18 protein-coding genes are annotated in these 24,542 nt (G+C 36.1%); 6 read left to right on the top strand and 12 right to left on the bottom strand.

The annotated features are described in order from the left end of the window. The first annotated feature begins 54 nt into the window (after positions 1–54). On the top strand, positions 55–1,185 hold the full coding sequence (flhB, locus tag A9G32_RS11865) for a flagellar biosynthesis protein FlhB (protein WP_065590606.1): 1,131 nt from the start codon (positions 55–57) through the stop codon (positions 1,183–1,185). A 17-nt stretch (positions 1,186–1,202) separates the two neighbouring features. Then, positions 1,203–3,290: a flagellar biosynthesis protein FlhA gene (gene flhA / locus A9G32_RS11860; protein ID WP_065590605.1), complete on the top strand. Its 2,088-nt coding sequence runs from the start codon at positions 1,203–1,205 to the stop codon at positions 3,288–3,290. A 222-nt stretch (positions 3,291–3,512) separates the two neighbouring features. On the opposite strand, the gene A9G32_RS11855 is transcribed toward flhA, so the two are convergent. The 5 genes from A9G32_RS11855 to carA form a co-directional block, all read right to left on the bottom strand. Beyond that, positions 3,513–4,454, bottom strand: a complete 942-nt coding sequence (locus tag A9G32_RS11855) for a hypothetical protein (protein WP_176701353.1) — start codon at positions 4,452–4,454, stop codon at positions 3,513–3,515. A gap of 736 nt (positions 4,455–5,190) precedes the next feature. Next, positions 5,191–8,514 (bottom strand): type I-F CRISPR-associated helicase Cas3f, encoded by a 3,324-nt coding sequence (gene cas3f, locus A9G32_RS11850; protein WP_065590603.1) that lies wholly within the window; start codon positions 8,512–8,514, stop codon positions 5,191–5,193. Further along, positions 8,511–9,464, bottom strand: a complete 954-nt coding sequence (cas1f, locus tag A9G32_RS11845) for a type I-F CRISPR-associated endonuclease Cas1f (protein WP_065590602.1) — start codon at positions 9,462–9,464, stop codon at positions 8,511–8,513. Before cas1f ends, cas3f begins: the two co-directional genes overlap by 4 nt. A 165-nt stretch (positions 9,465–9,629) precedes the next feature. Then, positions 9,630–12,845: a carbamoyl-phosphate synthase large subunit gene (gene carB / locus A9G32_RS11840; protein ID WP_065639641.1), complete on the bottom strand. Its 3,216-nt coding sequence runs from the start codon at positions 12,843–12,845 to the stop codon at positions 9,630–9,632. A 2-nt stretch (positions 12,846–12,847) separates the two neighbouring features. Further along, positions 12,848–14,008: a glutamine-hydrolyzing carbamoyl-phosphate synthase small subunit gene (gene carA, locus A9G32_RS11835; RefSeq protein ID WP_065590600.1), complete on the bottom strand. Its 1,161-nt coding sequence runs from the start codon at positions 14,006–14,008 to the stop codon at positions 12,848–12,850. A gap of 270 nt (positions 14,009–14,278) precedes the next feature. Here carA and argF point away from each other — a divergent pair, with 270 nt between their 5' ends. Further along, positions 14,279–15,289, top strand: a complete 1,011-nt coding sequence (gene argF, locus A9G32_RS11830; protein ID WP_065590599.1) for an ornithine carbamoyltransferase — start codon at positions 14,279–14,281, stop codon at positions 15,287–15,289. Between the two features lie 99 nt (positions 15,290–15,388). After that, entirely contained in the window at positions 15,389–15,886 is a 498-nt protein-coding gene (locus tag A9G32_RS11825) for a phosphatidylglycerophosphatase A family protein (RefSeq protein ID WP_034947327.1), read from the top strand. A gap of 55 nt (positions 15,887–15,941) precedes the next feature. Here the strand turns inward: A9G32_RS11825 and nadK are convergent, their stop codons facing one another. Beyond that, the gene (gene nadK / locus A9G32_RS11820; protein WP_065590598.1) at positions 15,942–16,820 is read right to left on the bottom strand and encodes an NAD(+) kinase; all 879 of its coding nucleotides are present in this window, start codon (positions 16,818–16,820) and stop codon (positions 15,942–15,944) included. A 158-nt stretch (positions 16,821–16,978) separates the two neighbouring features. On the opposite strand from nadK, the gene grpE reads away from it, so the two are divergent. After that, positions 16,979–17,563: a nucleotide exchange factor GrpE gene (gene grpE / locus A9G32_RS11815; RefSeq protein WP_034909401.1), complete on the top strand. Its 585-nt coding sequence runs from the start codon at positions 16,979–16,981 to the stop codon at positions 17,561–17,563. Positions 17,564–17,607: 44 nt separating this feature from the next. On the opposite strand, the gene def is transcribed toward grpE, so the two are convergent. Then, on the bottom strand, positions 17,608–18,120 hold the full coding sequence (def, locus tag A9G32_RS11810; protein WP_065590597.1) for a peptide deformylase: 513 nt from the start codon (positions 18,118–18,120) through the stop codon (positions 17,608–17,610). A gap of 156 nt (positions 18,121–18,276) precedes the next feature. Between def and dprA the strand changes: the two genes are divergently transcribed. Continuing rightward, positions 18,277–19,383 carry a DNA-processing protein DprA gene (gene dprA / locus A9G32_RS11805; protein WP_141672756.1) on the top strand — a complete coding sequence of 369 codons (1,107 nt, stop codon included), beginning with the start codon at positions 18,277–18,279 and terminating at the stop codon, positions 19,381–19,383. Between the two features lie 87 nt (positions 19,384–19,470). On the opposite strand, the gene rraA is transcribed toward dprA, so the two are convergent. The 5 genes from rraA to A9G32_RS11780 all read right to left on the bottom strand — a co-directional run bounded on the left by rraA (position 19,471) and on the right by A9G32_RS11780 (position 24,365). Further along, on the bottom strand, positions 19,471–19,962 hold the full coding sequence (rraA, locus tag A9G32_RS11800) for a ribonuclease E activity regulator RraA (protein WP_065590596.1): 492 nt from the start codon (positions 19,960–19,962) through the stop codon (positions 19,471–19,473). 89 nt (positions 19,963–20,051) lie between these two features. Beyond that, on the bottom strand, positions 20,052–20,954 hold the full coding sequence (locus tag A9G32_RS11795) for a 1,4-dihydroxy-2-naphthoate polyprenyltransferase (RefSeq protein WP_065590595.1): 903 nt from the start codon (positions 20,952–20,954) through the stop codon (positions 20,052–20,054). A gap of 140 nt (positions 20,955–21,094) precedes the next feature. Further along, entirely contained in the window at positions 21,095–22,255 is a 1,161-nt protein-coding gene (locus A9G32_RS11790) for an ABC transporter permease (RefSeq protein ID WP_065590638.1), read from the bottom strand. A gap of 17 nt (positions 22,256–22,272) precedes the next feature. Then, entirely contained in the window at positions 22,273–23,412 is a 1,140-nt protein-coding gene (locus tag A9G32_RS11785; RefSeq protein ID WP_194240465.1) for an ABC transporter permease, read from the bottom strand. Beyond that, the gene (locus A9G32_RS11780) at positions 23,394–24,365 is read right to left on the bottom strand and encodes an HlyD family secretion protein (protein WP_065590594.1); all 972 of its coding nucleotides are present in this window, start codon (positions 24,363–24,365) and stop codon (positions 23,394–23,396) included. The genes A9G32_RS11785 and A9G32_RS11780 overlap by 19 nt, the downstream gene beginning before the upstream one ends. Positions 24,366–24,542: the final 177 nt, after the last annotated feature.

Below are 24,542 nucleotides of genomic sequence, written 5' to 3'. Positions count from 1 at the left end.
TACTGTTAGTATTGTAAATCTTTATTAAACTATAGCGTTTTATTTAACTTCATCATGGCTGACGATAGTGATCTAGATAAAAGCGAACACCCCACCGATAGCAAAATAAAAAAAGCTAGAGAAAAAGGGCAGATCCCTCGTTCTCGTGAATTAACTTCGTTATTAATTTTGTTAATAGGTATTATTTTATTTGGATTAATGGGATCACACTTAGTTAACCAGTTAACTACGATCATTAAAACAGCAATGAAGTTTTCGTATAAAATAGAGGATGATAAGTTAATCGTCTTCAATTTAGTTAACTTATTAACCGATGGTTTTTGGGCAATTGTACCCATTTTTTTTGGTCTAGTTATCGTTGCTATATTTGCACCACTTTGTGTTGGCGGTTTACTATTTAGCCTGCAATCAATTAAGCCTAATTTTCAAAAACTAAATCCGATATCTGGATTTGGTAGAATATTTAGTATTAGAGTTTTTTCTGAATTACTAAAAAGCATACTTAAAGTTATTTTTATTTCTATAGCTTCAACATTGTTTGTAATGCACCATTTTCCTCACATGCTTTCGTTACCCAATATGCATTTAAATAGCGCATTAACTAAAGCAATACAGCTAGTGATTCTTTGTGGAATTTTTAGTGTTATATCTTTAATACCCATGGTTGGTTTTGATATTTTCTATCAAATATGGAGTAATTTAAAGAAACTGAAAATGTCAAAACAAGAAATTAAAGATGAATTTAAAGAACAAGAGGGAAACCCACAAATCAAAGGGCGCATTCGTCAAATGCAACAGACTATTGCTAGACGCCGTATGATGAAAGATGTACCTAAAGCTAATGTGATTATTACCAACCCAACGCATTATGCCGTCGCTCTGCAATATGATGAAAAAACAATGATTGCTCCAAAATTATTAGCAAAAGGAACAAATAAAATTGCGTTACGCATCAAAGAAATTGCTAATGAACATAATATCCCCCAGTTAGAAGCGCCACCGCTTGCCCGTGCTTTATACCGTCATGGTGAAATAGGCGAAACAATACCAACCGAATTATATACCGCGGTTGCCCAAATTCTAGCGTGGGTTTATCAATTGAAACATTGGTATAAATATGGTGGCGATAAACCAATAGCGCCAAATAATTTACCCATACCTGAGTCATTATCCGTAAATAAATAAAGGTAATAACTAGTCTTATGATTAAATCTAAACTACTTAATTTATTATCAACCAATACATTAAAAAATGGGCATTATCAAGTCTTAGCTGGACCATTGCTAATTTTATTGATTCTTTCGATGATGGTATTACCACTACCTGCATTTATTTTGGATCTGTTTTTTACTTTTAATATTACATTATCAATTATCATCTTGATAGTAGCATTGTTTACTAAAAGAGTGCTTGATTTTGCAGCATTCCCGACCGTTTTATTATTTGCAACTTTATTAAGATTATCGTTAAACGTTGCTTCTACGCGGGTCGTTTTATTAAAAGGTCACACCGGTAGTGCTGCTGCTGGGCGGGTTATTGAGGCTTTTGGACACTTTTTGGTTGGTGGTAATTTTGCTATTGGTATTGTGGTATTTATTATTTTAGTCATTATCAACTTTATGGTCATCACCAAAGGAGCAGGTAGAATAGCTGAAGTGGGCGCACGCTTTGCGTTAGATGGCATGCCCGGAAAACAAATGGCTATTGATGCCGATCTGAATGCGGGTTTAATTGGTGAAGATGAAGCTAAAGCCCGTCGAGCCGAAGTTTCTCAAGAAGCCGATTTTTATGGGTCAATGGATGGTGCCAGTAAATTTGTACGTGGTGATGCGATTGCGGGATTATTAATAATGGGTATAACCATTATTGGGGGGTTATTAGTTGGAGTTGTTCAACACGGTATGGCTTTTTCTGATGCTAGCGAAACCTATGTTTTACTAACTATTGGTGATGGTTTGGTAGCACAAATACCATCACTCATTATTTCAACCGCAGCTGGCGTTATTGTTACTCGAGTCACATCACAAGATAACATCAGTGATCAAATGATTACACAGCTTTTTAATAATCCTCAAGTATTGATTTTAACAGCTGTCGTCATTGGTTTACTTGGACTAATTCCGGGTATGCCAAATTTAGTTTTTCTACTCTTTACTGCTATTTTATTAATCATATCTTGGTGGCTAACTAAACAGAAAAAGACAGAACAAAAAATGGCACCCAAACAAGCTAATGTACAAGCAACCACGCCAGCTAATATAGAAGCAACATGGTCAGATGTTAATATTGAAGATATATTGGCAATGGAAGTTGGTTATGGATTAATTCCCATGGTAGATCAAACTCAAAATGGTGAGTTGTTAGGGCGAATTCGTAGTTTACGCAAAAAATTTGCTCAAACACTGGGTTTTTTACCACCTCAAGTTCATATAAGAGACAATCTTTCATTAGCACCTTATCAATATAAGATATTTATAAAAGGTGGTGAAATTGGCAAAGGTGAAATTGTTAATAATAAATGGTTAGCGATCAATCCCGGTAATGTAACTGAAACCATTGAGGGCATTCCAACAACCGAACCTGCCTTTGGATTACCAGCGATATGGATAGATGAAAGTAATAAAGAAAATGCACAAATATTGGGGTATACCGTTGTTGATACAAGCACCATGATTGCTACTCATTTTAATCATTTATTACAGCAATTTGCTAGCGACTTATTAGGACGTTTAGAAACTCAAGAACTGCTCGACAGAATAAAACAAGATATGCCGAAATTAGTGGAGGACTTTATTCCTGGTGTTGTTACACTAACCACATTTCATAAAATATTGCAAAACTTGATCGCTGAAAAAGTGTCAATCCGTGATATGCGTACCATTATTGAAACCATCTGTGAGTACGCACCAACCCAAAATGATGCTTATCAGCTACTAAGTATGGTAAGAATTGCTTTAGGAAGAGTCATCACACAACAATGGTTTCCTGGATCTGAGCCAATCAATGTAATAGGATTAAATATCAATTTAGAACGTTTGTTATTACAAGCACTCCAAAATACCAGCAATGTTGAACCAGGGCTAGCCGAACACATTGTCGAGCAAATTAAACAAGCCATTCATCAACAAGAAGCTATCGGTGCACCACCAGTGTTATTAGTGAACCATTCATTAAGACCTATGCTTTCACAATTTCTAAGACCAAACTTTCCTCAATTAGTGGTGCTATCGAATTTAGAAATCACCGATAATCGAGAGATAAAAATGAGCACGCAAATTGGCACAGAATAGTTACTTTATAATACTAATAATGAAGTGTTTCAGTTAATAAAAACTAGAAACACTCATTTCTAAATTACCTACACGGCATTGAAGTCTGCGATCCCTTTTATTGTTTTTACGTCATATTTCTAAACCGCCTACACGGCGGTAAACAATTTTATGATAGTTAAAGTATCAAAATAGGAATTTCTAAATATTGGCCTCGGCGACCTAAGGACTAGGAAATAAGGACTAAGGTCTGAGGTCCGAGACGCAAACAACATAAAAGCTGCCCATTGAGCTGCCCGTCCTAATATCGCCATAGGCCGAGTCCACAACGTACATGAAGGAAGTATTCTTATTATTTTCATCCTCGCTCGACAAGTGGTAGTTGCGGCCAAAGTCGGCACCTTTGTAGAAGTCCACGACGCCCCACTCGGAAAAAAAGCCGGCATCAATATGACGCATGTAATTATTATATGGCGAAGATGGGCTAGCACCTACAACAGGAGGAAGAATACCTCCGTTATTAACATTAACCGCGTTGGTTAAATCTCTGACCCTTGGCATATGGTAGCCTATATTATGACACCATTTTAACATATCATAATAATAGCTCTTATCACCCCGATGGATGAACCACTGCTTCAACACAAATCCATATTTTACTACCTCAACGTCATATATATCTCTACCCACTAACTCAAACGTTTGCGGTAACCTTGGCTTAACTACACTAGGTTTAGGATTGTCCCATCGATATCTTGCCACTGGACCTGTTAACTTAACACGTGCTACCCACTCTTTACAATCCTCATAAGGAATCCAACTGTCACAAACTACATCATTTGTCACTGTTGCTGTAATTCCCTCATGCGTGACCGGTTCCCATGTCAAGTCTCTCACATCTATTCCTGTTATAAGTAAATCAAAATATAAATTATGCGCTCCTGTAGTCGGGAAATTTAAATTGTATGATTCAGGATTGATTGATTGAACTAAAAAGCCCTTCTTAGGATTCCATATGTCAGCTGGGCCTGCGTATTTATCTTTACCCAAAATTAGATTCGGTCTTACATAATTGATAACTGGCTGCGACAGTTGTAGCATTATTGCATCACTACGATTACCCGTTCGAACCTTTTTGCCATTCGCCTGTACATTCCATAAAGAAGACAATAATAACAATACCAATACTAACGGAACTTTTCGGAATAATTTTGATAATAATTTGAAAAATAACTTTGAAGATATAAACGTGGCGGAGTTAAAAATCCAACTAGTGTGTTTATCTGATAAATTTAAGACATAGGTTTGCCAGTGCTGGTGTCTGGTGTCTGGTGTCTAAAATGATAATGCATTACGGTTCACCTGTCAAGTAAATTAATGATTTATTTTAATTTTTATGTTTATTTGATTGTTTAATAAACTATTCCTTTAAGGAGGTTAAAGTATAGCCATTTTAAAAAAACTTGGCTAGTTTTTTATGCAATTTTTTAATTAGCATATGGTGTTAGGTTTTGTAAGTCTTAACTTTTGTGAATATCATGAATATTGGTGATAATTTCTAAACCAAGGAATTAGTGAATTACCTAACAACCAATGAACATATAATCCTTACCATGTTATAAGATGTATTACGCCCATAAAATCGCTCAGGTAGAGCATTGATTTTATTTAATTTTTATTTTTATTAAAATCAACCAGTTATACAGAAATTTCTACTTTTATACAAAAGACCACCTATACGGCATTGAAGTGTCTACTATTGATGCACGTTTAACTTTACATTTTCTAAACTGCTTACACAGCAGTATCATCAAGTATAAAAGAATTCCCTACCTTTTACTAGCGACTATTATTCACCTGACGATATTTTGTCAAAAAGTTTCAGGTAACTATGTGTTTCAGTATAAAAACTGATATTCTTTTATCCTTTCTTTTCATAAAATCCTAAATAAGGATGAAAACACCAACTGCAATTGCGATATAAGCTTACGCTACAAAATTCATTTGCTAAGCGATATGGCGTTTTATTTGGGAAATATTCGGTTACTTTTGCTATGGCTTGCCCGACACTATTAATTAGCCAAGGTTGGATATTAGGATTATCAAATGACCAGTTTTTATATTCAATTATACTATTTTGTGTATCTTCGCAGCGCTCATCTGGTGTTTGCCATGCGATATCTGCATAGCTAAATTGATAATCGCCATCGTCGTCGAGTTGGCAAATATATTCATCTTGTGTCTTATCATTTCCTCTAAATGGCGAAATCGCCTGTAAATGCACACAATGGTGATGAGCTAAGCCTTGTTGCCAATAGCTGGTCACATAATTACTTTTACGGGCATTAATTGCAAAAAGATCTGCCATGACCTTATGTTCTAATTCAGCTAGCGTTAGCCCATCTTCAGGGCAGGACTTAATACGTGGAACCGCATCAATATTTACTAACTGATGAACTGGAATTAGTTCATTGGTTTTATGGGTTTTCAGCAAAAATAATGGTTTTTCTTCAAACCCCGGTTTAGTAAAACAGGCTTTATCCGTACAATACTTAGATTCAATTGCTTTTAAATTCGAGCCTAATATGGCCACATTGGCCTTTTGTGCAATTTTTTGTGGTCGGTGACGCCATACTCGCCCTACTAACTGAATAATAGAGCGCATGGATGATGGTTCGACAATCGCCCAATCATAATCGTGATCACGCCCGACTTCGGTGACTGGTGTGCCAATCACAATAAAGATATGATTTTCTTTTTTACTACCTTTTATAGATTGGCGAATTTCGGGTTGGCTAAATAGAGCCTGTTCATCACTGCGATTTAAAATTCTATCAAGTTTTTCTTCTAACTGGCTACGCAATAACAGCAGTTGTCGAGCATGATAAACCACGATATGAAAAGCAGTATCACTAGGTAACTTCTTTTGTTCGTAAATTTGTTCGGTAAGTGAAATAACATCTGCTGTATGGGCAAAACGCATTAAACCGATACTTACCTTTTTTTGTGATTTTTTATCAATTTGATGATGATCTTGGTGAAATTGATAAGCTTGATCTAATAATTGTTTAGCTAGCACACCATAATTAATTTTTTGGTTTTCTGTTTTATTTTCTTGGTAATTCAGTAGATCTAAGATATGCCCTTGGCGACGAACTGCGCTTTGTGCTAATTGATGAATGCGCATTGCTACAAATTGTTGATGATGATCGCTAAACGTTTTAGTATCAGCAATTTGTGATATCGACTGTTCATATTCATCAAACCAACCACATACAATGGCATTATTGGCATATTGGTTATTTTGATTCCAAATTTTTCGCCCTGCTTGGTAAGCATCAAATAATCCAGCAATTAAATCTGGCGTTAAGGTCGCCGATGACAGTAGTACTTTGCTCCCAAACAATCCAGCTAAATGGACTAAACGCGCCAGCGCTGGCAAGTCGTGTTGATCAAAATCATCAGGTTCATCTAAAATCAAATCTGAGGTTAACAATCTTAACGTTGGTGCAATATATTTACCGCCTCGGCTACATTCGCTAGCTTGAATAATATGGTCAATTGTACATGTCACAATAGGTGCATAAAGTAATTGTCGTGCTTTACTGTCTTCAATAATAGTACCTAATTCACAATCCGCAATACCACTTTCTGCTACATCAATATATTCATCAAGTAACGATTCGATAGATTCACTACCTTGGTTTTCTGATTTTTTTTGAGAATCGTTTTGTTGAATTTCTTCACTACTCAGTTCAAACAAGGTTTTTGTGGCTCGCCCACCCACTAAAATCGCCAGATGTTCATCACTTAAGTGTAATCTTTCTCTTAATGCTTTACCTGTTTGCAACGTTAAAACACGTAATCCCAATGCAATGGTAAAACGCACGCCCCGTTTTGGATTTGAAAGCGCATACATAATCCGCCCATTGGCTAAGGTTTTACCACAGCCAGTCGATGCCATATTAACACCAAAAAAGCCACATTCATCAGATAGTTGTTGATAACTTTTTGCTAAATCAAAAGCATGATTTTGCCATTGGAATCGTTTTATAGTTGTTCGTTTGGTAAAAGGTTTATGTTGATTGATTGCGGGTAATTCCGTGGTTATTTTAGGTAATAAACGAGCAAAACGGGCTGAAAAATTAGCAACACCGACCAAATGATCATCCAAACACTGTTTGGCTTCTTTTTGGTAATTTGTGTTGGCAATCAGTATTGCCCTATTTTTTTTTGCCTCGTCATTTGATAAAGATAAACTTGAGTAGTTATGATCAGCCACCATTAAGCTTAAACGTGAAATATGCAATAAAAACGCGTCAATATTAGACAATTGCATTAAGGGAACATGATTTATGGCTTTGGTTGCATAACGGCTTAGTTTTTTCAGCCAAAGCTGGCTTAAGGTAATATCGCTCTTAAGCTGCCAAAAATCATCGGGCGAAGTATGCTGACTATGACTATTTTTAACCCACCCATCAACTGCATTCAATATTTTATAAAAGGTAGTTATTTTTAAGCCTGAGAGATATGAATCTTTTTCTTGTTTCTTTTTTTTATCACCATCTAATGAAGTCGTTAAAAACGGCATTCGATGATGCGACACAATGAGCCACGCAATCCATTGTGCCAATAACGGTAACTGCGTGAGATCATTTTTGTCGACTTTGGTTAGTTGCTGGTACCAATTAGGATTCTGTTGTCGGTATTGATCAAAATGCGCTAATCGATCAAATAAGGCTTCGTTGGTGGTGCAGTCTTGAATCATTAATAAAAATAATTGTAACGAAATCCACTCATGTCGGTAAGGATCAGCCGCCACAGCCGTTTCTGCTCGTAATTTAGATTGAAAACCAATCGTTGCTTTACCTAAATCATGAAGTAGTGCCGCTATGGTTGTAATTAATTGGATACTGGTTGCATATTGCCAACAATTTTCGCTGTCACTGCGTAAAATATTACGTTTAGTACGATTAGTTGGGACTCGTCCCTCTTGATTAAACTGACTGCGATCACCCACAATCCACAAAAGATCAGTTAAATTTTTACCATGTGTCCAGTAACATGCAACAGCAGTATTTTTTCGTGCAGTTTTGCGTAATAATTTATAGAGCGTTTGTAACCCTGCTTCGGTCATTGGGCTTTGCCATGTTCGTTCACCGCAGCGCTCAGCGAACTGATCGATAATCCGCCTTGTTTCGGTTAAGGCATTTTTTTTGCATTGACTAACAAGTAAAATATTCATATTTGATCTGCTATCTGTTTTAAAGTATCAATAATCCTATCAAGTGCACCTAATTGAGCAAATTGCGCAATACATGCCATACGAAATTCTTTTTCACTATCGCCTTGTTTGGCTGATAAAAAGGCCTGAGGTAATACAATGCCATCTTTAATAATATCTGCCGCATCAAAAACTAATCCACCCCGGCGAGTTTTTCCGTGTAAAATAGCAAGTCCATGAGGGAGACCTAACACCCAACAAGCCGTTGCGCCGAGTCCATAAGCTAAATAGTTACCATGGTCTAAAAATTGATTAGCGGGATCATGACTCTTGCCTCGTGTGCCTTGTTCCCGTTTAAATTTGTCATCTTGTAAGGTTAATTGATTTGCCATGCTATAAAGACGTTTGCTAATTCGCCCTTCTGCGGCTAAAAGTGCTTGGCTATTATCAACATCGGTAAATTGTTGTGTTGCATCAGTAAGAATATGCGCTAACTGCGTTTTATCAATATCCCAATCAAATTGCGGCCAACACTCACTAATAATATTAAGCCGTGTTTGTTGCAATAATTTAGCTGCTTGTAATCGACGTTCATCATCAAACCAAAATTGACACCAACTTTGTAGATATTCTGTCGGGCGATATTCACTTTGTGGCGAAAAAAATTGACAAGCGAATTCAGATTCGGTTGATGAAAATAGAGGCGTTCCGCCTCCACCACAAAAGCCAATCATGACACCTGCCCGTGAAAGCTCTCGCACTGCCGCTTGCGTTAATGATGTTCCCGTGCCTAATAAAATACAGGTAGTATTAGCTATTGGAATATTCCAATATAACGATTGTTGACCTTGCTCAGTAACATACTCAACTCGCCCGCCATTAACCAAAACACGGCAATGCTCTAAATAATAAATATTGGCACGCTTGGAATGCATGATCGTTTTTAGATCAGAAGAATGAATCATATCCATGATAATAACTAATTAAATTGATTGAAATATAGCAAATAAATTAACATTATTCTGTATCAAAAACGAGCATTTTATTGTTTATTAAGAACAATTGCATGATTTCTAAGTTATTATATTGTGGATGGAATTTTTAAAGACGAGTGATACTCGTCTTTATCTTTGTGATTAGCAATAAAGTTGCTGTAATGGCGTTACAGTTTGTGCTGGATCGTAATCTAGCGCTGCAGTTGTAGCATAAGCAGCATTCATCGTGGTATCGTAATGTACCTTATATTGAATGGCACTTCGACATAATACTTTTGAGGCTTCAATAGCTGCTCGCCCAGAGGTGGTATTAAGAATATAGCTATATTCGCCATTTTTTATATGGTCATGGATATTTGGTCGCCCTTCGTTTTCTTTTTTTACGACTTGGCATGGTATATTTGCTTGTTGTAATACCTTTGCCGTGCCAATAGTTGCATCAATACTAAACCCATGAGTAATTAACCGTTTAGCTACCTCTAACAGCCTTGTTTTATCCTGATCGCGAACCGATAATAATGCTTTCCCTGATTTTTTCATATTGGATAAACTACCTAGCTGGGCTTTAGCAAAGGCTTCAGCAAAGGTTTTACCGATTCCCATTACTTCACCAGTTGAGCGCATTTCAGGACCTAAGATTGGGTCGACGCCACTGAATTTATTAAACGGTAATACCACTTCTTTTACCGAATAATAAGGAGGAATCACCTCTTTAGTCACATTTTGCTTGGCAAGTGATTGCCCCGTCATCACGCGAGCCGCTATTTTCGCCAATGGTAAACCTGTTGCTTTTGAGACAAAAGGTACAGTGCGAGCTGCACGAGGATTGATTTCGATCAAATAAATTTGATTATCTTTCACCGCAAATTGCCCATTCATTAAACCTTTTACATTGAGTTCAAGTGCTAATTGTTTGGCTTGTTGTCGTAGTTTGTCTAAAATATCTGCAGTTAAGGTGTGGGTTGGCAGTGAGCAAGCAGAATCACCAGAGTGAATGCCTGCTTGTTCAATATGTTCCATAATGCCACCAATCAGGATTTGCTCACCATCAGCAATTACATCAATATCAACTTCAATTGCATCATCTAAAAAGTGATCAAGTAAGACTGGTGCATTATTTGATTCGCTTACTGCTGTTTTAAAATAACGCCTTAAATCTTGTTCATTATAGACAATTTCCATTGCTCGACCTCCTAATACATAAGAAGGTCTAACCACTAATGGATAACCTATTTTTTCTGCTTCAATGACAGCCTCATTAATATCGGTCACTGTGGCGTTGACAGGTTGTTTTAATTTCAGTTTATCGACGACTTCTTGAAAGCGTTTACGATCTTCGGCTTTATCGATAGCGTCAGGTGAGGTACCAATAATTGGTAGCCCTGCAGCTTCAAGCGCACGAGCAAGTTTTAGCGGTGTTTGCCCACCGTATTGCACAATAACACCATTTGGCTTTTCAACATGTGCAATTTCAAGCACATCTTCAAGCGTGACAGATTCAAAATAGAGGCGGTCGGAAGTATCGTAATCGGTTGAAACCGTTTCGGGATTACAGTTAACCATAATGGTCTCATAACCATCCTCACGCAGTGCCAATGCCGCATGTACACAGCAATAATCAAACTCAATACCTTGTCCGATCCGATTAGGACCACCACCAAGGATCATAATTTTTTTACGACTAAATTGAGGATTAGCTTCACACTCTTGCTCATAGGTTGAATAAAGATAAGCGGTATCTGTTGCAAATTCAGCCGCACAGGTATCAACACGTTTATAAACAGGGTGAATTTGATATTGATGACGTAAATCGCGAACAGCTTGTTCTGTGGTATTAAGCAGTTTGGCGATGCGTAAATCTGAAAAACCTTTACGTTTTAATTGCCACAATGTTTCTTGATCAAGCTGTGCAAGTGATTGTTCCTTTAGCTTATTTTCAAGGTTAACCAACTCTTCAATTTGTACTAAAAACCAACGATCAATATTGGTTAGTAAAAAGATATCTTCTAAGTTGAATCCTGCCCTAAAAGCATCAGCAATATACCAAATCCGATCAGCGCCCGCTTCTTGGAGCTCATAACGAATTTTGGTGATATTTTTTTCATCAGCATAATTATCAATTTTAGGATCAAATCCTGAAGCGCCAACTTCAAGCCCTCGCAACGCTTTTTGTATTGATTCTTGGAAGGTACGCCCAATGGCCATCACTTCACCAACTGATTTCATTTGTGTGGTTAAACGATCATTACAACCAGCAAATTTTTCAAAATTAAAGCGTGGAATTTTGGTGACAACATAATCAATTGACGGTTCAAATGAAGCGGGGGTTTTTCCGCCTGTTATATCATTAGATAATTCATCAAGCGTATAACCGACAGCCAGTTTAGCGGCGATTTTCGCGATAGGAAAGCCCGTTGCTTTCGAAGCTAAGGCAGATGATCGCGACACCCGTGGATTCATCTCAATAACAATTAATCGCCCTGTCTTTGGATCAACCGAAAATTGTACATTGGAGCCACCAGTTTCAACACCAATTTCACGCAGTACCGCGATCGAAGCGTTACGCATGATTTGGTATTCTTTATCAGTCAAGGTTTGTGCTGGAGCCACCGTAATTGAATCACCTGTATGAATACCCATTGGATCAAAGTTTTCAATTGAACAAACAATAATGCAGTTATCATTTTTGTCTCGAACTACTTCCATTTCATATTCTTTCCAACCAATTAATGATTCATCAATAAGTAGTTCATTGGTTGGCGAAAGATCAAGTCCTCGAGTACAAATTTCGTCAAACTCTTCGGTATTATAAGCAATACCGCCACCGGTGCCCCCCATGGTAAATGATGGACGAATAATGCAAGGAAAACCGACTTGATCAAGAACGGCGTAAGCTTCTTTAAGCGAATGAGCAATCCCTGAGCGAGCGGTATCAAGACCAATTTTTTTCATCGCCTCATCAAAGCGTTTTCGATCTTCGGCTTTATCGATAGCATCGGCTGTTGCACCAATCATTTCAACATTAAATTCTTTTAATACACCTTGTTTTTCAAGCTCTAATGCACAGTTTAACGCTGTTTGACCGCCCATGGTTGGTAAAATGGCGTCTGGCCTTTCTTGTTCAATAATCTTACGAACGCTTATCCAATGAATGGGTTCAATATAAGTGGCATCAGCCATTTCAGGATCTGTCATGATAGTGGCTGGATTAGAGTTAACTAAAATAACACGATAACCTTCTTCACGCAGCGCTTTACAGGCTTGAGCACCAGAATAATCAAATTCACATGCTTGGCCAATAACAATTGGGCCAGCACCAATAATTAGTATACTTTTTATATCTGTTCGCTTAGCCATGATTATTGCTCCTGCTTATAAATTTTAATTAACTCAATAAAGTGGTCAAAAAGTGATGCTGCATCATGAGGCCCAGGACTGGCTTCGGGATGACCTTGAAAACTAAAAGCTGGTTTTTGATTGTGATGAATGCCTTGTAATGAACCATCGAACAGTGATTTATGCGTCGCTCGTAAATGAGCTGGTAAGCTTGCTTCATCTACAGCGAAGCCGTGATTTTGTGCAGTGATCATTACCTTATTATTTTCTAGATCTTTAACAGGATGATTACCACCATGATGACCAAACTTCATTTTGATAGTTTTAGCACCACAAGCAAGCGCAAGAAGTTGATGACCTAAACAAATGCCAAAAATAGGAATATCTGTGTTTAAAAACTGTTTAATGGCATCAATCGCATAACTGCAAGGTGCAGGATCTCCTGGACCATTAGATAAAAAGATCCCATCTGGCTTTAAAGCAAGGACTTGTTTTGCTGTCGTTTTGGCTGGTACAACAGTTAATTTACAACCACGCTCAACTAACATTCGCAAAATATTATGTTTTACACCAAAGTCGTAAGCAACAACATGATATGGTAATTGGCTTTCTGGTTTTGGAGCAGGCTGTTGCTGTTGCCTTGTCCATATGCCTTGTGACCAAATATAACTTGTCAAACAAGTCACTTCTTTGGCTAAATCAAGCCCACTTAATCCTTTAAAATCGATCGCCTGCTGTTTAGCTATTTCGGCTTTTTCAAGTAAGGTCGTTTTGTCCGTTGCTGTTATGATGACGCCATGCTGTGCACCTTTTTCACGCAAAATACGGGTTAAGCGCCGCGTATCAATATCCGCAATGGCAATAACATTATGTTTTTTTAAATAGCTAGAAAGGCTGAGTTCGCTTCGATAGTTGCTAGCTAATAATGGCAAATCACGAATAATCAAGCCTTTTGCATAAACTTGGTTCGATTCGGCATCGGTATCATTCGTTCCTACATTACCAATGTGCGGGTAGGTTAATGTAACCAATTGCTCACAGTAAGACGGATCGGTAAGAATTTCTTGGTAACCTGTCATTGAGGTGTTAAATACCACTTCCCCAACTGTTTGACCATCAGCACCAATTGATTTCCCGATAAATTGCGAACCATCTTGTAACATAAGGAGGGCATAAGTTTGCATGACTAAAAGATCCTTTGAATGAATTATCACGAATTTTGAATAAAAATTCAATTTTACCTAGCTACAAAGATACAATATTTGGTCATTTTATTACACTTTTTTGTACAAAAAAAGCAATATTATAAAAATTATTTTAATAATTAAGTCTAATTTTTGAGACTTATCTCAACATAAAGGTAAAATGTTAGGGTTATTATGATGTTTAACTTGAATTTGCATAATTATTCAAATAGAATCATTTACATCATTACGGTTATTAGGAGCTATATCATGCACGGTTTTTATCAGCGTCATTTTTTACGATTACTTGATTTTACCCCTACCGAAATCAATCAATTAATTAATCTTGCTATCGAATTAAAACAAACCAAACAACAAGGGCAAGAACAACAACATTTGATTGGTAAAAATATTGCATTAATTTTTGAGAAAGACTCCACCCGTACACGTTGTGCTTTTGAGGTTGGTGCATTTGATCAAGGTGCAAATGTCACTTATTTAGGACCAAGTGGTAGTCAAATCGGTCATAAAGAATCAATTGCGGATACCGCACGCGTGCTGGGTCGAATGTATGACGGTATTGAGTATCGTGGTTATGGTCAAGAGATCGTTGAAACATTAGCCCAATATGCTGGTGTACCAGTATGGAATGGCTTAACGACCGAAGCACATCCAACCCAAATTTTAGCCGATTTTATGACAATGAAAGAGCATATAGGCAATCGCCCATTAAGTAGCATTAAATTTGCCTATTTAGGCGATGCCCGTAATAACATGGGAAATTCGTTAATGGAAGGTGCGGCTTTAATGGGAATGGAAATTCGTTTAGTTGCACCAAAGGCCTGTCATCCCGAAGCCGAACTCGTACAAAAGTGCCAAGATATAGCAAAAAATACGGGTGCAAAAATTATCTTAACCGAAGATGTTGCCAAAGGAGTTAAAGACGTCGACTTTTTATATACTGATGTATGGGTATCAATGGGTGAGCCTAAGGAAGTTTGGGATGAGCGTGTTAAATTATTAACACCTTATCAAGTGAATGAAAATGTTATTAAACTTACCAATAATCCAAATGTCAAATTCATGCACTGTTTACCAGCTTTTCATGATATGAACACTACCGTCGGTAAACAGATGGCAGCTCAATATGGTTTAACCCATGGACTTGAAGTGACTAATGATGTGTTTGAATCTGAACATAGTATTGTTTTTGATGAAGCCGAAAACAGGCTACATACCATTAAAGCGGTAATGGTTGCAACATTAGCCAAAGATGAATAATATTGTCATAATCAATACTTAAATGCTTAGCTAAAAAATTAGGCACTTTCTTTTTGCCGGCTTAATGTCGGCAAATTTTATTTAAAAGAATATTAGATTATGACAAAACAAGAACGAAATAAAGATTTTAAAAAATTCCTCAAGTTAACCAATCCCATTCATTTTTTAGCTGTAGGACTAGGTAGTGGTTTATCTCCAATTATGCCGGGAACAATGGGATCGTTAATGGCGATTCCACTTTGGCTATTATTTTATGGTTTACAACCAGCTTTATACTGGGTATTTATTTTAGTGACTTTTATTTTTGGTTGTTTTATTTGCCAAAAAACATCGGATGATACCCATACGCACGATTCAGGGCATATAGTATGGGATGAATTTGTTGGCATGTGGATCACCCTATTTTTTATTCCACAACTTTCTGTTATGTGGATTGCGATAGCCTTTGTAGCATTTAGGATTTTTGACATGGCAAAACCGTGGCCAATTCGTTGGTTTGATAAACGTATACCTGGCGGTTTTGGTATTATGGTGGATGATGTGATTGCAGCTATCTTTTCATCATTCACCGTTTATATCATGACATTGGTTATTTAAAATGTAATCTTATACTAAAATACATACTTTCCTGAAAGTTTTTTACAAAAATAGATTAAAACATCTTTTGCGACCATCCTAACTTAGTCGAAAGATTATTAAAATAATCATAATCTTTGGTATGAATTAAATTAAATTCATATAAAGATCGACGAATAATCACATCTTGCGTTGGTTTGACCGGTAAAATAATTTGGCTATCACAGGCAATATTTAAATCAAGCGCAGTAGTTGGAAATTTAAGATGAATTGGGTTATTGTCTTTGATAACCAAAGGTCTAACTGCTAACGAATGCGGAAACATTGGCGTAATAATTAATGCATCTAAATGAGGCGCTAAAATAGGGCCTCCAGCCGATAACGAGTAAGCGGTAGAGCCTGTTGGCGTTGCAATAATTAACCCATCAGCTCGCTGTGAAAACGCATTACGTTCATTAATGTAAACATCATAGTCAATCATATGCGCTACAGTGTTAGGAGTGACGACAATTTCGTTTACGGCGAAACTCGAATTAATCAAATTACCATTATCATAAATGGAAACTTCTAATAAAAAACGAGGATCATCCTCATATTCACCGGCAATAACAGGACTTAATTGTTCAATTACTTGTTCATGCGAGATATCCGTTAAGAAACCGAGATTACCTCGATTAACACCAATCACTTTGATTTTATAGTGTGACAAGTACCTAGCCGAACGTAGCATATTTCCATCCCCCCCCACAACAATGGCTAGGTCAGCTTGCTGGCCAATTGCTTCTAACGAAGCGTAATGGCTAACTGGAAATTGAATATGATCCGCTAAGCGATCTTCAACTAGCACATGAATACCAAGACTAACAAGCCAATCATAAAGCACTTGATGAGTTTCGATTGCCTCTAATTTACGAGGAAGCCCAATGAGACCAATGCATTTAAAAGGTGTATTCATAAAATATCCTTGTTATTCTTTTATATAAACAATATGTATTTTTTCGTCACAGGTCAAAAAATTACATATCAATTTACTGATAAGCTTGTAATCATAAAAATTGTCCCCATAATAACCGTAATTCACTAAGTTTTCGACTACATTATTTGGAGTACCTTATGACAGAGCAAGATAAAAATATGTCAGAAAATGAAACTAACATTGACACACCAGCTGAAGAAACAACAGAGCAAGAAGCTCCAGCGCAACCAAGTCTAGAAGAGCAATTAAACGCAAAAGATGCACGTATTGCAGAGCTAGAACAAGCATTACAGTTGGCTAAAAAAAATGAAAGCGAAGCCATGATTCGTGCGCGAGCTGAAATTGATAATGTTCGTAAACGTGTTGAACAAGATGTTGATAAAGCTCGTAAATTTGCGCTAGAAAAATTTTCTAATGAATTATTACCCGTTATTGATAATTTAGAACGAGCTTTAGAATCTACAGATAAAACCAACCCTGAGCATAAAGCTACTGTTGAAGGGTTAGAACTGACATTAAAATCATTCCTAGATACTGTCAAAAAATTTGGTATTGAAGTGATTAATACTGAAGATTCACAACTAAATCCTGATGTGCACCAAGCAATTAGTATGGTTGAATCACCAGAACATCAATCAGGTCAAATAGTAAATACCATCCAAAAAGGCTATACCTTAAATGGCCGGTTAATTCGTCCTGCGATGGTAATTGTTGCTAAATAGTTATCTTTAGATAGGTTAACCGCCAATCACTGTGGCGGTTAATTTTATTGATTCCGTTGCTCCTCACGAGCAAGTTTCTTCATTTTTTGTTCAATTCGTTGACGTTTTAATGGTGAAAGGTAATCAACAAAAAGTTTACCTTTTAAATGATCCATTTCGTGTTGGATACAGATAGCAAGTAACTCATCGGCATCAAGTTCGTAAGGATTGCCATGGCGATCTAGGGCTTTAATTTTGATTTTTTCTGCTCTTGGCACAAATCCACGACAATCAGGAACCGATAAGCACCCTTCCTCAATACCCGTTTCACCTTCTTGGCTTATCACTTCAGGATTGATGATCACATAAACTTGGCTTTTATCTTCTGATACATCAATAACAATAATTTGTTCATGTACATCAACTTGGGTTGCTGCAAGCCCAATACCATTTTCGTCATACATGGTTTCGATCATGTTATCAATGATCGTTTGTAGCTCAGGGGTGAACTTGGTAACAGGCTTAGCAACTTTGCGAAGTCGCTCATCAGGAAAACGTAATACCGGTAAAATAGCCATAAATTCTTCGATCTACTCCTCAAATTTCGGGTTTATTCAAACTATTGCTCATTGTAAACATTTATCATACTGATGAATAGCCCTTGTTGGCTATTGGTAGTATTTATCTTATCAATTCAAGATATCTAAATCATTTAAAACGAGTGCGGAAAGATTATGATGAGTAAATATGAATTCTTATTAAGAATTTCAATGGTTGGATATGGAAAACAAAATATTTTTGAAAAAATTGGACAGTTTTTTGCTAACGGTTTACCAAGTAGCATACAAAATGTGCCTTGTTTGTTAAATAAACTAGGATTGTCGGATGTTCAAATAGTGCGTTTTTATGAAACATCATATCTTCATTTAGAACCAATACTTCAATGGTTAGAATCACCCCACCCACAAAAACACCTTATTGCTTATTGTGATAACGATTATCCTTTATTACTTAAACAAATTTGTTCTCCGCCTTTATTGTTGTTTGTTTTAGGTAATCGACAGTTATTACATTCACCTCAATTAGCCATGGTTGGAAGTCGTGAATTTAGTGAATATGGAGCACAGTGGGGACGATATTTTGCTAGTGAATTAGCTATTAATGGTTTAACAATTACCAGCGGTTTAGCGCTTGGATTAGATGCTATTTGCCATCGTGGCGCACTTGAAGTATCGGGTCATACCATCGCAGTGTTAGGTAGCGGTTTAGCAAAAATTGCACCAAGATCAAATTTAAACTTAGCCAATGATATTTTGGAGCAAGGTGGAGCTATTGTGTCCGAATTTTTTCCATTTGAAAAAGCCAGATCCGTCTATTTTCCTCGTCGGAACCGAATTATTAGCGGGTTAAGTTTAGGAACTTTCGTGGTTGAAGCTTCAGAAAAAAGCGGCTCGTTAATTACTGCGCGCTATGCACTTGAACAAAATCGAGATGTATTTGCCTTACCAGGTGATATTAACAATGAAAACTGTAGTGGAACTCACTATTTAATTAAACAAGGCGCTTATTTAGTTTCTAAACCAGTTGATATTTTAGAGCATTATTATAGTTATTTATCAGCAGTAAATAGTTCGTGTAATCAGCTTAAAGAAGAACAGAATAATTCTATTTTGTATCCTGAAATTTTTGCTGTGATTCATCATCAACCTATCCCTATTGATATTATTGCTCAACAAGTAAATATGTCGATTTCAGAAGTGAGCGTCAAATTATTAGATATGGAACTAGAAGGTTTAGTAAAGACGGTAACAGGTGGTTATATTCGTAATCGAGTGATTTAAAATTAAAGATTTTTGTTAAAAAGTTTCAGGTAAGTATACGTTTAAGTATAAAAACCACCGATATGTACCGGCGGTTCACACTATTTTTTATTTATCTTCAATTTCAAGAGCAATTTCAGATAAGATGATACCTGTGTTATCAGCATAGACAAAATCACCTGAGAAGAAAGTCACTCCACCAAAATTAACACGAATATCAATTTCACCAATGCCTTGATCTTCAGCACCAACAGGAATAGCTGCTAGAGCTTGAATGCCAATGTCGGCTTCAGCTAGATAATCAACTTGGCGAACAGCACCATAGATAATTATTCCTTCCCATTGATTTTGAACAGCAATATCTACTAGCTCTGCATCAATTAGCGCTCGACGAACAGAGCCACCTCCATCAATAACAAGGATTTTTCCTGAGCCGTCTGATTGCAAAATTTCGTATAGTAAGCCGTTATCTTCAAAACATTTAACTGTTACAGCTTGACCTGAAAACGATGCTACGCCACCAAAATTACTAAATATTGGTTCAACTACGTTAACATCTTCTGGGTAATAATCGCAAAGAATTGAAGTATCAAACTCCATTATCAAGTCTCCTTTTGCTGTGATATATAAGTTTATTTAGTATAACGCTAATGCCAAGTAAAATGATATTAAAATTAAATAAACGTGAACTAGCTCAAAATAATCCCCAAACAATAAAGTAAATTAGTCAATAAAGCAAGTTTGACCATCTGTAATAATAAAGGTACCCCTTCTTTGTGCGTATTAAATTGAAAAACCATATAAATATGCTTAATAAATAACGGTAATGTTAATATAAACAAACCGCTCCAGATTGTTTGTAATTTATTGTATGCAAATAAACTTAGCGAACAAAATGCTATGAGTAATAGCAATAAATGATAATATCGCCCCATACATTTACCAATCATTACCACTAAAGTACGCTTATTACTTTTTCGATCTAGTTCTATATCACGAAGGTTATTGATATTAAGCACAGCAACGGATAACAAACCACAGCCTAAAGAAGGTAAAATAATGGATAAAGAGAATACCTTAGTTTGCAAGTAGAAACTCCCCATGACACCAATCAAACCAAAAAAAGTAAGTACTGATAGATCGCCAAATCCAATATAGCCGTAAGGTTTTTTACCTATGGTATAAGTTATTGCGGCAACAATAGATAATAATCCTAATAATATAAAAATAAATAATTCATAAATATTATTACAAGCAAATATAAGCAAAATCAGCCCAAATAAAATACATAAAAAAATATTAATCCATAGCGCTATTTTTAGCTGCTTAAGTGTAATTAAGCCTAATTGTATACCTCGATTATGGGCAGTAAGATTGTTTTGATCGCTACCTTTAATTTCATCTCCGTAATCATTGGCTAGATTAGAAAGAATTTGTAACAATGACGCTGTAATTAATGAAAACAGTAGTATCCAAAAACTAAATTGATGTTGCCAATAAGCTAGTGCATTACCTACTAATATCGCAGAAAGAGAAAGAGGTATGGTTTTTAACCGTAAACTAATAATCCATGGGTAAAATTTATTGTACATTCAAAGCGTTATTATTTTTAGTGAAAACTATAAATCATAATAACAGGAATACTGAATTAATTCAATGTGTTATTAATAAAAAGCTCCTTCAGTAAAACTCAGATTATTTTCCGTATATGCACTTTACCCATATTTATCATTTAGCTACGCATTTTTAAATATCGAAATGTTTTCATTTTTCTAAATATACTTCTAACTTTTCCTTCTCGTAAGGCTGATATAAAAATACCTAACGAGCTATATATTACTCCTAGTAAAAGTATCATAAATATATTTAGCCAGTTATCTGATAAGCTTAACCCCATTTGATTCACTCCTGCAATCATATTGGTTGCCCAAGTTGAAGGTAGAGAATAAGAAACACATTTCACCCATAATGGCATTGCATCAATAGGCCAAATGGTTCCTGAAAGATAGAAAACAGGTGTGGTTAAAAATGCTAATGTAAGATATATCATCTCAGTACGGCGTAAACATTCTGTTAGTAATTTGCTCAAACCTAGCGCCCCAAGCAATAATGGAAATGTCATGATTAATATTTCGGGAATGCTAGCTAATTGCCGATAACCAAGTATCCAAGGCCATAAACCAAATAATACAATAGATAAAAATAACCAAATAGGTAATAACCCACATAAACTGCCAAAGACAACAATTTTAGGCGGTTTGCCTTGAGGTAGCGAATTTAAAGTGATATTAGTACGAGTTGAAGCAATTAAAAAAGAGTGTTGTAGCAACATGACTAACAAACCTGGAAAGGTAATGGCGGCAAAACTGATGCCTGCATTATAAAGTGGTTCGGTTTGACCTTTTATAGGTGATAAAATAATATTGATCTGTTTATCTGAAAATCCGTTATTACGCATTATTTTAGTATTATATTCGGTCAATATCTGCTGATATATCCCTTTTATATCAACTTGTATTAAACCATTAGCTAAACGACTTGAAGCATCACCATATGCAGGAATTGTAACTTCTTCACCATTTATTAGACGCTTTTCAAAATCTCTTGGAATTGTGATCACAGCAAAAAGTTTACGATTATTGATATCATCATAAGCCTGAAGAGAGCTTTCATAAATAATTGTATCAATTTTTGAACTTGTTTCTAATGAGCGGATTAAACCACGGCTTGTTGGAGTATGATCTTGATCAACAATTGCTATCGGTAAATTAGTGATAGTTCCATTAATATAAACAAGGCTCATTAATGATACTGACAATAGTAACAATAACCACATTGGTCGTCCTAACAGATAAAAGAATATTTTTATAAATGAAGACCAAAATATTTTAATCATCTAAATTTATCCTCTTACTGTGAATGTAAACGTCTTACTAGACGCTTTCTGACTAACACGGTAATAATAATTGGATAGATCATTAAAATTCCGCATGTTTTTAACACCGACAAATAACTAGAGTGACGCAAAAACAGATCGAACAGTTTATTTAGTGCATAAGTTAATGGTTCAAGCGAAGAGATAAATCTAGCAATCCATGGCATGGATAGTTCAGGTACAACAACACCAGAATAAGTTAATGCAAGTCCAACTAAAATACCTATATAAGTATAGGCATCAATAGGAGTTTTAGTAAAAGTGTATAGCAAAATACCAATGCTTTGTGCTGCAATAACATAGAAAAATACCACTATCATCATGGCAAACGGAGAACCTGATACACGCGCATTAGAAAACAAAACGAGCATGGCAATTTCAAAAATAAGCAGCATAGTAAACCAAATTGTATAAGGTGCTAATTTTCCTAAAACAAAAGGGTAGCTAGGACGAGTTCGCTTTGGCAACTGTGCTAAAATGTGAATTGTTGTGGTTACAACAAATAGCTGCAATAAATGCACTACTGCGGAAAATTGTTGGAAGTACATTGAGTTACCACTAGCATTAAATAAACCATCATAATTAAAGTTAACTTTTGCCAATGGGGGAACTGGCATGCCAATGCTAGTAGCCATGGTGGTTCGATATTGGGTATTGATTGTTGCTATCAACCCAGAATAATCCATGATCGAATATAATCCAGCACTATAATATAACGCATTATAATAAAGCATTGGTGTAGGTTGGCGACCTGATAATACATCCGCTTCAAAATTAGGTGGAATATAAAGTAGCGCATAAATTTTTGCTTTTTGCAGATCACGCTCAGCATCAAAAAGTTGGCTATCATAATTGATAAGATCTGCATGTGCTGCAGCATTAAGATTACGCACGAGTTCGCGTGATAAAGTACTCTTATCTTGATCAATATAACCTACTGGTAAATCATATAATACACCTCGATAAAAAATACTACTAATTAACACAAAGATAATTAGTGGCATAATCCACATTAGCCAGTGAAAGGTAAACCGCCTAAAAATTTGTGGTATTTCGGCGTTAAACGCCTCTTTAAAACGATGCCAGAAATCTAACATTATTTGTCTAGCTTCCATAATGTGCTCATACCTGCACGTAAACCTTCAACAGGTGCAATAGGATAGAGTCTTACTTCAAAGGTTTTTAAATCAAAATCTCCTGTTGCTCTTGTTGCACGTTTAGTTGCATAATCGCCCATTGGTGCTATATAACGAATTTCGGCTTCAATTTCTTTGTGATTGAGTGCAGGTACTTCAAGTATAATATGATCACCTTTGCGAATATTAGACATAATATCTTCACGCAAGTTAAATACGAAATAAGCTTGAGGTAATTGAATCACTGTTAACAATGGGCTGTTAGCATTAAACAATTCGCCAACTTCAGCAGGAATAGAACCAATTTCACCTGCTACTTGCGCTTTAACTTGTAAATCATCATATTGTATTTGTAGCTGTTTAAGTTGCTCTCCGGCTTCTTCCAATTTGGCAGCATAAATTTCACGTTGCTCAATGCGATCTCCATTTTTAGCTTGGTCTAAATTAGCTTGTGCTGATTGAACTTGTTGAAAAGCTGAGTCACGTGTTTTTAAAGCATTATCTAAGATAGATTGAGAAACATAACCTTTGGCCGAAATAGCTTTGTTACGCTCATATTCTTTGGAAGCATTATCATATGTTACCTTTGCTTGCTCAAGAATTGCTTCATAATAACGAATGCTTTCTTCACGAGTTCCATGCTCCGAAAGTGCTAATTGAGCTTTTGCTTGGTCTCGCGCTGCTTCAGCCGCTTTGACTTGAGCTAAAAGCTCAGGGCTATCGAGAGTAATAAGAATATCACCAGGTTTAACGTCATCACCTCGATGAACATGAATAAATTGCACTCTACCTTTGGCTTTAGAAGCAACGCTAACATTCGGTGCATCAACTTCTCCTTGTAGGATAAACTGACTATTGTGTGAGCGAATTAAAATCGTCATTGATATTAAAATAACGATTAACGCAATAATAGTAAAAACTTTTTTGTTCATAAAATTTTGTATAGAGTGGTATTAAAGAGATAAGAAATAGAGAATTAAAATTATTATATACTTTGTAAAATAAGCATATGTAAAATTTACTCTCTCCCATTATACGAAAATTGCTTTATTTACACAAAGCATATCAATTTAATTTAAAAATGAATTAATATCAATACTAAGTTATTA

The organism is Gilliamella sp. Gris3-2 (assembly GCF_001690345.1).
GTDB lineage: Bacteria > Pseudomonadota > Gammaproteobacteria > Enterobacterales > Orbaceae > Gilliamella > Gilliamella bombi.
Note: the sequence above shows the minus strand (reverse complement) of the source record. Positions and strands in the feature narration are given on the sequence as shown.